Raw genomic sequence first — 8,761 nt, 5'->3', positions numbered from 1 at the left:
ACTGCTCGCTGGGTGGGGTGGGGGGGGTTCTTATAGGCGAGCGCGCGCGGGCGGGGGGGGGGGGGGGCGCGCCCCCGCGCCCCCCCCCCCCCCCCGCGCGGGCGGCCCCGCCCCCCGCGCGGAGACGATCCGGGCGACGGCGGGGAACGGCGAGACGGTGCCGGGAATCGCCGGGGCGGCGACGGGCACCCCGGCCGGGGGTGATGCCGTACGCCCGGCCCGCTCGCTCGCACTCGCCGCCACCTTCGCGCTCGGCCATCTGCCGCTGCTGTGCGCGGCGGCGGTCGAGGAGGAGACGGACGGGGAGCGGACACCGGACGGGGTTCGCGACGGGACACCCGACCGGGCGCGGGACGCGGGTCCGACGGTCGCCGAAGCCCCGTACCACCAGGTGCTCGCCGCCCTGCGCGACCCGTCGGGGGTCTTCGCCGACCCCGCGTCGGCGGTGGGTGTGGTGCTGCTGCGGGCGGTGGACCTGGAACGGTTCGGTCCGGTGACCGACGCGGTGCTCGACGAACTGCGCACCGCGTACCCGGCCGCGCTGAAGGCCCTGTCCGAGCGCACCCGCAAGCCGCTGATCGTGGGCTTCCTGCCCACGGCGCGCCAGGAGCACCGCTTCACGCGATGGGAGGGCGACCTCGCCGCCGAACTCACCGGGTCACCCGGCATCGCGGTGCTCCGCCCGGACGACTGGACACGGCACCGCGCCGTCGCGGAACGCTTCGACGAACGAACCGAGCGGCTGGCCCACCTCCCCTTCACACCGCGCTTCCAGGCGGCGGTGGCCCTGCGGCTGGCCGAGGTCGTACGAGCGGTACGGCGCCCCGCACCCAAGGTGATCGCGGTGGACGGCGACCAGACCCTCTGGGGCGGCGTGGCCGCGGAGATCGGCCCGGACGCGGTGGACCTGGCCGGACCGCGTGCCCTCCTCGCGCGCCGGCTGCTGGAGTGGCGGGCCGCGGGCGTGCTGCTGGCGCTGGTCAGCAACAACGACGAGGACACGGTACGAGCCGTCCTGAACCGCCCGGACAGCCTGTTGAAGCCCGAGCACTTCAGCGCGTTCTCCGCCACCTGGGGGCCGAAGCCGGACCGTCTCTCGCGGGCGGCGCGCACGCTCGGCCTGGGACTCGACAGCTTCCTCTACCTGGACGACAACCCGGTCGAGATCGCGGCGATGCGGTCGGCGCTGCCCCAGATGCTGTCACTGACCTGCCCCCCGGCGGCCGAACTCGACGACTTCCTCCACCGGTTGTGGCCGCTGGTCCCGGCGGCGGCGACGGCCGAGGACGGGCTGCGGGCGCGGTTCTACGCACAGGAACGGGAACGGGACGCGGCCCGCGAACAGGCCGGGTTCGAGGAGTTCCTCGACCGGCTGGAACTTCAGGTCGACATCCGTGCGCTCAGCGGGGACGACGTCGAACGGGCCGGGCAACTCGTGAGCCGCACCAACCAGTTCGTCCTCCACCCCCGGTCGGCCGACGGCGCCGATCTGGCGCGGTGGCGTGACGTGGGCGAGGTGTGGACGGGCACGGCCCGTGACCGGTTCGGCGACTACGGGCAGATCGGCCTGCTCGCCGTGCGCGCGGAAGGCGGCCGACTCGACGTCCTCGCCTGGACGATGAGCTGCCGTGCGCTCGGCCGGGGCGTCGAGGAACGGATGCTGCGGTGGCTTGCCGACCGCGCCGAGCAACTGGGCTGCGCGGAGGTCCGCCTGACGGCGGAGCGCACCGCGCGCAACCTGCCGGCCCGGCGTCTGCTGGCCGCGCTCGGCGGCGGCGACCAGGACGACGAGCGGCTGGAGAGCGTGGTCACGCCGGATCAGCTGCGGGCCTTCCGCTCCTGGCGGCGGACGTGAACGGGGCGGAAACGACAGTGCACAGGGGGAAGGGCTCTCATGCGTGAAGTGAACGAGGACACGTCGTCGTACGCCGGACGGGCGGCGGCCGGCGAGGCGATCGAGCGGGGAGACGGCGGGCTGAGCGTGGAGGCACTGCTGTCCAGGGCGGGCCTCGCCACCGGACCCGAGGCGGTCGCGAGCGGCCCGGGACCGGCCGCGGGCGGGGTGGAACCCGCCACGAGCCTCACGGAGGGCGGGGGAGTGGGCACGGGTGCCGTCGCCTCCGGTCCCGGAACCGAGGGCGAGCACAGCGCGGGCGCCTCGCACGGCTCCGCTTCCGCCGCCACCGCGACTACCGCCACCACCCTTCCCGACGTGGACGGACTGGCCTCCGCGATCGCCGAGGCGGCCGGCCCCTTCGTACCCGAAGGCCGGCTGTCGCCCGACAGCGACTTCTTCGACGCCGGGGGCACCTCCGTCGGTGCCGTGGAACTCGTCGCGGCGCTGGAGGACACGCTGGGCGTGGAGTTGGACCTCGACGAGGTGTTCGCCGACGCCCGCCCGAGCAGCCTCGCCCGGCGCTGGCTGGCGACCGCCGGGGCTGCGGCCGCACCCGCCGCACAGGATGCGCCGGACGCCCCGGACGCCCCGGACGCCCCGGACGCCCCGGACGTGCCGGAAACCCGGACGCCCGCCGGGAGTTCGGCCCCGTCACCGTCACCGTCACCGTCACCGTCTCCGTCTCCGTCTCCGTCTCCGTCACAGTCACCGCCTCCGCACACCTCACCGTCCGGGACGGCACCCCTTACCCGGCCGCCCGGGACGACCACCGACTCCCGGCCGGCCGTTGGCGGCACTTCTTCCTCCCCGAACCCGCCCTTCCCCCCGAACCCGCCCTACTCCCCGAACTCCCCCTTCTTCCCGAACCCCCCGTATTCCTCGGCCTCCCCGTACTCTTCGGCACGCCCCGAAGACCTGGACCAGATCCTGGCCGATCTCTCGCTCGCCGACCGTCTGCCCTGGACCGGATCGCCCGAGCCGCTGCCGCCCCGGCGGATCCTGCTCACCGGCGCCACCGGCTTCCTCGGCGGCCATCTGCTCCTCGACCTGCTCAGGCACAGCGACGCGCAGGTGTACTGCCTCGTCCGTGCCGCGGACGAGGGAGCGGCCTCGGCCCGCCTCGGCGCCGCGCTGAAGACGCACCGGCTGCCCTGGTCGTCGGAGGTCCGCCGCCGGGTGACGGTGCTCCCCGGCGACATCCGGCGCCCGCGCCTCGGCCTGTCGGAGGACCTCTGGAACACGCTCGCCCACGAGCTGGACAGCGTGGTCGGCGTGGCGGCGGCCGTGGACTTCCTGCGCGGCTACCGCTCGCTGCGGCAGAGCAACGTCCTCGGTGCGCTGACCCTGGCCGAACTCGCCGCGGCCGGACGGCCGAAGCCGCTGCACCACATCTCCTCGATCGCGGTCTTCAACGAGGTCGGCATCGCTTCCATGGGGGAGGACGACCCGCTCGCCCGCGTGGACCGCCTCGTGGCGGGCTACGACCAGACGAAGTGGGCCGCCGAGGTCGCGCTGCGCAGAGCGCGCGACCACGGTCTGGTCGTCACCGCACTGCGCCCCGGAGGCATCGGCGGTCACACACGGACGGGTGCCTACAACCCCCAGGACCTCAGCAGCGGCCTCATCTCCGCCTTCGGCCGTTTCCGCACGGTACCCGCCTTCCGGTACCTGAACTCGGCCCCGGTGGACTGGGTGAGCCGGGTCGCGGCCTCCGTCGTCTGTGAACCGGACGCCTGGGGCCACGACTACAACCTGACCGGCGTTCCCAACACCCTCGACGACGTCGTACGGGACATGGCGTTCGGCGGTATGCACGTGCGCGTCCAGGACTGGGACGAGTGGCGCGCCGAGGCCCTGACCCGCCTGGAGGCCGATCCGATACCCGAACTGGGTTTTCTGAGCCGGGTATTGAGCAGCCCCACCGCCCTGAGACTGTGTGAGGCCACACTGAAGGGACCCGCGGCCACCGGTGAACGCACCGCCGCCCTCGTCGAGGCACTCGGCCTCCGGCCCGCGGCCCGCTACGACTCCCGGGCGCAACTGAGGACGTTCGAGCGTCTCGCCCAGGACGGCCTGGCCCGGCTGCCGCACAAGGACGACCAGCCCTATCTGTGGTTCCCCGAGACGGCCGAGGGCTCCGTGGGGCCCGTCGGCACCGCCGCCGACATCCCCTGCTCGATGGCCCTGACCCTCTCCATCGCGAGCATGTACCAACTGGTGGGGGAGCGGAGGGTGGACGCCGGCGGCGAGCTGGTCTGCCCCGCCGTGCATCCCGAACCGCTGGTGGTGGCGAGCGGGGACGTCTGGGTCCGCCCCGAGGAGGGCATTCCGGGGCGGCACGGACAGGCTCACCGACTCCTGCGCTACCGCCTGCTGTTGCGTGACGCCGACGGCGGCCGCTGGTGGCTGGAGGGCCACAAGCACGCCCGCGCCCGCCGCGACGTGTGGCGGCAGACCCGCGCCCTGCGCGTCGAGATCGGCCGCGAGGGCGAACCGGCTTCATTCGCGGGCGAGTTGGTCGTACCCGCGGACAGCTACGTACGCGACCAGATCGACGGCATCAGGGTCGATCCGCGCCTGACCGCCCGGGAACAGCGGGCCGCCAAGCTGACCTGGCTCGCCTGGTTCGGGCTGGAGATGGGCCGCGGACTGCTCGGCCCCTTCGCCCGTGCCGCGGCCGACCTCCTCGACCTGCGCCGCACCCCGACCCTCTCGGAGCGCCACCGATGATCCTCACCACCGCCGCCTCCCGCACCCGGCGGCCGGTCCGCAAGGTCCGGACGGCCCCGCACCCCCTGCGCCACCGCCTCGACCCGGCGCGGGTCGAGGAGATCCCCTTCACGACCGGGGACGGCGTACGTCTCGCCCTCACCCGCGTCGACAGCGGCGAGCGGGACCGGCCCGCCGTGCTGCTCCTGCACGGGCACACCGCGTCCGCCGACATGTTCCTGCTCCCCGAGACCCGCAACCTCGTCGACGTCCTGCTCGACGACGGCTACGAGCCCTGGCTGCTCGACTGGCGGGGCAGCCGGCGCTTCCCGTACAACGAGACCGGCCGGCGGTACACCTACGACGACGTCGCCCTGTACGACATACCGGAAGCCGTCTCCCGCATCCGTGAACGCGTCGGTGACCGCCCGCTGTTCGTGGTCGCCCACTGCGTCGGCTCCCTCACCCTGTCGCTGAGCATGACGGCGGGACTGGTGCCCGGGCTGGCGGGCGTCGTCTCCCAGGGCGTGTTCCTGACGCCGAAGCTCGCGGGGCGCACCTCGCTGCGCATGACGGTGGCGGGCGAACTGCTGCGCAACCGGATCGACCACATCCCGGTCGACTTCCGCAGGGTGGGCCTCCGCTCGAGGTACACGCCCCTGTTCGCGCTCGCCTCGCGTGGGGCGTCCTGCCCGGACCCCACCTGCCAGATCCTCCACAACTCGGCGTGGGGATCGGGCGCTTCGCTCTTCGTGCACGAGAACCTGTCCGACGCCACCCACGACCGCCTCGCCGAACTGCTCGGCCCCGCGCCCCTGTGGATCCTGCCGCACCTGCGCCGCATCGAACTGGCCCGCACGGTGGTCCGCTGGCACGACACCGACCACCGCTACCGCGCGCTGCCGCCGAACGCCCTGGACGCGGCGGCCCGCATCGACACCCCGGTACTGCTGCTCGCGGGCAGCGAGAACGGACTGTGGCTGGACTCGCAGCGGCTCTGCCACGAGGTACTGACACACCGACGGCCCGAGCTGGACGTCTCGTACACGGAGATCCCCGGGTACGGTCACCTGGACACGTTCCTGGGCCGGGGCGCCGCCCTCGACGTGTTCGGGCACATCCTCGAATTCCTCGGCGAACGACGGTGACGGCGGCCCGCGCGGCCCGATACCGTACCGGTCAGTAACCGGACCGCACCCAGGAGGCCCCATGCCGCAGCTCGATGTCGACGGCGCCGCGCTGACGTACGACGACGAGGGCCCCCGCGACGGCGGCGGCGTCCCCCTGGTGTTCCTCCACGGCTGGACGGCCAACCGGCGCCGCTGGGACCACCAGGTGGCGCATTTCGCCGAGAAGCGGCGGGTGGTCCGGCTGGACCTGCGCGGGCACGGCGAGAGCGGCGGGGCCGGGGTGCGGACGATCGCGGAGCTGGCGACGGACGTCCTCGCCGTCCTCGACCATCTGAAGATCGAGCGGTTCGTCCTGGTCGGTCACTCCATGGGCGGGATGATCTCCCAGACCATCGCCCTCGCCCACCCCGAGCGGGTCGAACGCATGGTCCTGGTCAGCTCGATCAGCAGGATGACCTACAGCCGGGGGCGGGGCCTGCTCATGGCGGCGTCGACGCTGGTGCCGTTCAAGCTGTTCGTCGCCACCAACATCCAGCGCGCCTTCGCCCCGGGCTATCCGCGTGACGAGATCCGCGAGTACGTCCGCACCTCGGCGGACACCCCGCGCGAGGTGGTCATGACGCTGTACGGCGCCATGCGGGCGTTCGACGTCCTCGACCGGCTGGGCGAGATCCGCACCCCGACCCTGCTGGTCCACGGCTACTACGACATCCAGCTGCCCGTCACGCAGATGCTCCGGATGGCGAAGGCCTACCCGGACGCCGTGGTGCGGATCCTGGACGCCGGCCACGAACTGCCCGTGGAGAAGCCGGCGGAACTCACCGCCGCTCTCGACGGGTTCGTGACCGACCGGCCGTGACCCACCGGCCTCCAAGGCCCGGCGGGGCGGCGGTGGTTCAGCAGATCCGGTAGATCCCCTCGGGTTCGTCGTGCGCCATCGCCGCGTACTCCTCGAAGCCGAGGTTGCCGATGCTCAGGTTCGTGTGGATGTCGTGGACACCAGCGGGGACGGTGCGGAAGGAGCGTCCGAACTCGGTGAGCCGCCGGTGGTCCTCGTCGTCCTCGCACTCCTCGCGTGTCAGCGTGGTCACCGCGAGCAGCGCGTGGTGGGCGGCCCGCATGGTGGTCCCGTCGGCGAGGAAGACGACCGGCAGGTTCTGGTCGGCGCGGACCGCGGCGACCACGTCGTCGACGCGGGCCTCCGCCCAGGCCGGGTCGTCCACGAGGTGGAGGCCCGCCGCGTACCGCCCGGCGCCCCCGTCGCCCCGGGGCTGCGCCAGGGCGGCTGTCACGGCCCGCCAGGACATGTCGTCGTCGTAGTGCGTCCTGACGACCAGCGCATCGAATTCGTCCCGGCCGACGACGGCGGGCAACGCGTTCATGGACGTTCTCCTCGGTGACTGCGGTGACTGCGGTGACTGCGGTGACTGCGGTGACTGTGGTGGCTGCGGTGGCGCGACCGGTCGACGGTACGACGTCCGCGCCGTCCGGAAGGGCAGTCGGGGCCGTCGCCGCCGAGGCTTCGGCACCTGCCGGTGTGTCGGGGGCCCGCGAACGTGCCGAGGCGCTCAGGATTCCCGGTCGCCCGGGAGAGGGGCGGACAGGCCGGGACATCACGCTCCGGCGATTTCTACAGTGATGTGGAGGGCGGCGTGTCGCCGTTGTGCCCTTCCATCACGGCGAACTCCGCCAGCAGTGCCGCGGCGCTCGCCACGTCGGCGCTCAGCGAGCGGTCCTCCATCGCCGGATTCAGCACCGTCGTGGCCCGCGCGTAGGCGCGCCCCGCGGAGGTCAGCGGGTCGGGAGCCGTGCCGCGTTGGCGCAGGGCCCGCACCGCGGCCACCAGTTCGCAGCCCAGGACCAGCCGGTAGGCGTCGGTGAGCCGGAGCGTCTTGCGGGCCGCCTGGGTCGCGAAGCTGGCCGCCTCCTCCGTCCCCTGCGACAGCACCACGTGCCCGAGGGCGGCCGGCGTGGCACACGCCTGGACCTCGGCGACCGCGGCCGCCGCGCTGTACTCGAGGATCATCATCCCCGAGCCCGCGGACGCCTCGTCGGCCAAGTAGGACCGCAGTCCGGTGAGTTCGGGCCGGCCGAGTCCGGAGAGCCGGGCGGCGGAGAGCCGGGCCGTGCCCAGCACGGCGAGGCACACCCCGTCGAGCGCGAGGGTGAGCGGGGTGGCGAAGAAACCGCCGTGGTGGTGGGCGACCGGGACGCTCCCTGCCTCGTCCCAGCCGATCAGGGGGTTCTCCACGGCGGAGTTGAGGTCGACGGTGAGCAGCGCGTCCAGGGTGCTCCACGCCTCCGTCGCCGGGCCGTGCGCCTGCGGGAAGCAGCGGAAACCGAAGGGATCCTGGACACGCGGCGACGGTGGCCACGGCGGCGACGCCGTCCGCGACGCCCCGAGCAGCCGTCGTACGTGGGCCGCCGCGCGCTGCGTGGGCGGATGCGGGTGCGCCAGGTGGACCTCGGGCGCGTACGCCTCCAGCGAGGCGTCGATCGCGCACAGGGACAGGGCCGCCACCACGTGCGCGGCGCGCAGCAGCGCGCCGAGGTCGTGACAGGCGAGCGCGGACTGTCCCAGGGTGAGGGCGTTGCTGCTCAACAGGGCGAGGGCGTCGCCGCGTTCGATGCGCAGCGGCCCGGGGAGCGGTTGTCCGCCGTCCGCCCGGTCGTGTTCCCAGGGGCCGTGTCCGAACAGCGCGAGTCCGAGCCCGGCCAGCGCGGTCAGATCCCCGGTGCCCACCGCTCCGTACTCGCTGACCGGTGGATGCACGCCCAGCCGCAGGGCGTCCAGCAGGGCGGTGGCGATCGCGGGGCGCAGCCCCGAGCCGCCGGCCATCAGCTGGTTGGCCCGGACCGCCATCATCGCGCGGACCTGCCGGACCGGCAGCCGCTCCCCGATGCCGCCCGCGTGGCTGCGCAGCAGTCGCAGGTCGTGGCCGTGGCCGGCGGGGTGCTGGTCGGCGCCACCCCGGGGGGCGCCCCCCCCCGGGGGGGGTGCGGTGGGCCGGTGGCGTATAAAAAA

Annotated in this window: 6 protein-coding genes; 4 read left to right on the top strand and 2 right to left on the bottom strand. The window is 73.7% G+C overall.

The genetic code is table 11. The annotated features are described in order from the left end of the window. The first annotated feature begins 157 nt into the window (after window positions 1-157). From ACFV2J_RS29500 to ACFV2J_RS29485, 4 genes are all read left to right on the top strand, one after another. Window positions 158-1,855: an HAD-IIIC family phosphatase gene (locus ACFV2J_RS29500; protein ID WP_385441478.1), complete on the top strand. Its 1,698-nt coding sequence runs from the start codon at window positions 158-160 to the stop codon at window positions 1,853-1,855. A 39-nt stretch (window positions 1,856-1,894) separates the two neighbouring features. Beyond that, entirely contained in the window at window positions 1,895-4,627 is a 2,733-nt protein-coding gene (locus ACFV2J_RS29495; RefSeq protein ID WP_385441475.1) for a thioester reductase domain-containing protein, read from the top strand. Continuing rightward, a complete protein-coding gene (locus tag ACFV2J_RS29490; RefSeq protein ID WP_385093051.1) occupies window positions 4,624-5,754 on the top strand; it encodes an alpha/beta hydrolase in 1,131 nt (376 codons plus the stop codon). The genes ACFV2J_RS29495 and ACFV2J_RS29490 overlap by 4 nt, the downstream gene beginning before the upstream one ends. A gap of 61 nt (window positions 5,755-5,815) precedes the next feature. After that, on the top strand, window positions 5,816-6,595 hold the full coding sequence (locus ACFV2J_RS29485) for an alpha/beta fold hydrolase (protein WP_385093054.1): 780 nt from the start codon (window positions 5,816-5,818) through the stop codon (window positions 6,593-6,595). A gap of 37 nt (window positions 6,596-6,632) precedes the next feature. Here the strand turns inward: ACFV2J_RS29485 and ACFV2J_RS29480 are convergent, their stop codons facing one another. Together ACFV2J_RS29480 and ACFV2J_RS29475 are read right to left on the bottom strand one after the other, a co-directional pair. After that, on the bottom strand, window positions 6,633-7,118 hold the full coding sequence (locus tag ACFV2J_RS29480; RefSeq protein ID WP_385093057.1) for a DUF6924 domain-containing protein: 486 nt from the start codon (window positions 7,116-7,118) through the stop codon (window positions 6,633-6,635). 248 nt (window positions 7,119-7,366) lie between these two features. Further along, window positions 7,367-8,659 carry an aromatic amino acid ammonia-lyase gene (locus ACFV2J_RS29475; protein ID WP_385441481.1) on the bottom strand — a complete coding sequence of 431 codons (1,293 nt, stop codon included), beginning with the start codon at window positions 8,657-8,659 and terminating at the stop codon, window positions 7,367-7,369. Between the last annotated feature and the right edge of the window lie 102 nt (window positions 8,660-8,761).

It is taken from the genome of Streptomyces sp. NPDC059668 (genome assembly GCF_042734135.1).
In the GTDB taxonomy this organism is placed as follows: domain Bacteria; phylum Actinomycetota; class Actinomycetes; order Streptomycetales; family Streptomycetaceae; genus Streptomyces.
The sequence above is the reverse complement of the archived record's forward strand: the minus strand, read 5'-3'. Positions and strand labels throughout refer to the sequence as shown.

Excerpts from the sequence above, each read along its gene's own strand:
- ACFV2J_RS29495 (WP_385441475.1), top strand. The coding sequence starts at position 1,895 with ATGCGTGAAGTGAACGAGGACACGTCGTCGTACGCCGGACGGGCGGCG.
- ACFV2J_RS29480 (WP_385093057.1), bottom strand. The coding sequence starts at position 7,118 with ATGAACGCGTTGCCCGCCGTCGTCGGCCGGGACGAATTCGATGCGCTG.
- ACFV2J_RS29485 (WP_385093054.1), top strand. The coding sequence starts at position 5,816 with ATGCCGCAGCTCGATGTCGACGGCGCCGCGCTGACGTACGACGACGAG.
- ACFV2J_RS29490 (WP_385093051.1), top strand. The coding sequence starts at position 4,624 with ATGATCCTCACCACCGCCGCCTCCCGCACCCGGCGGCCGGTCCGCAAG.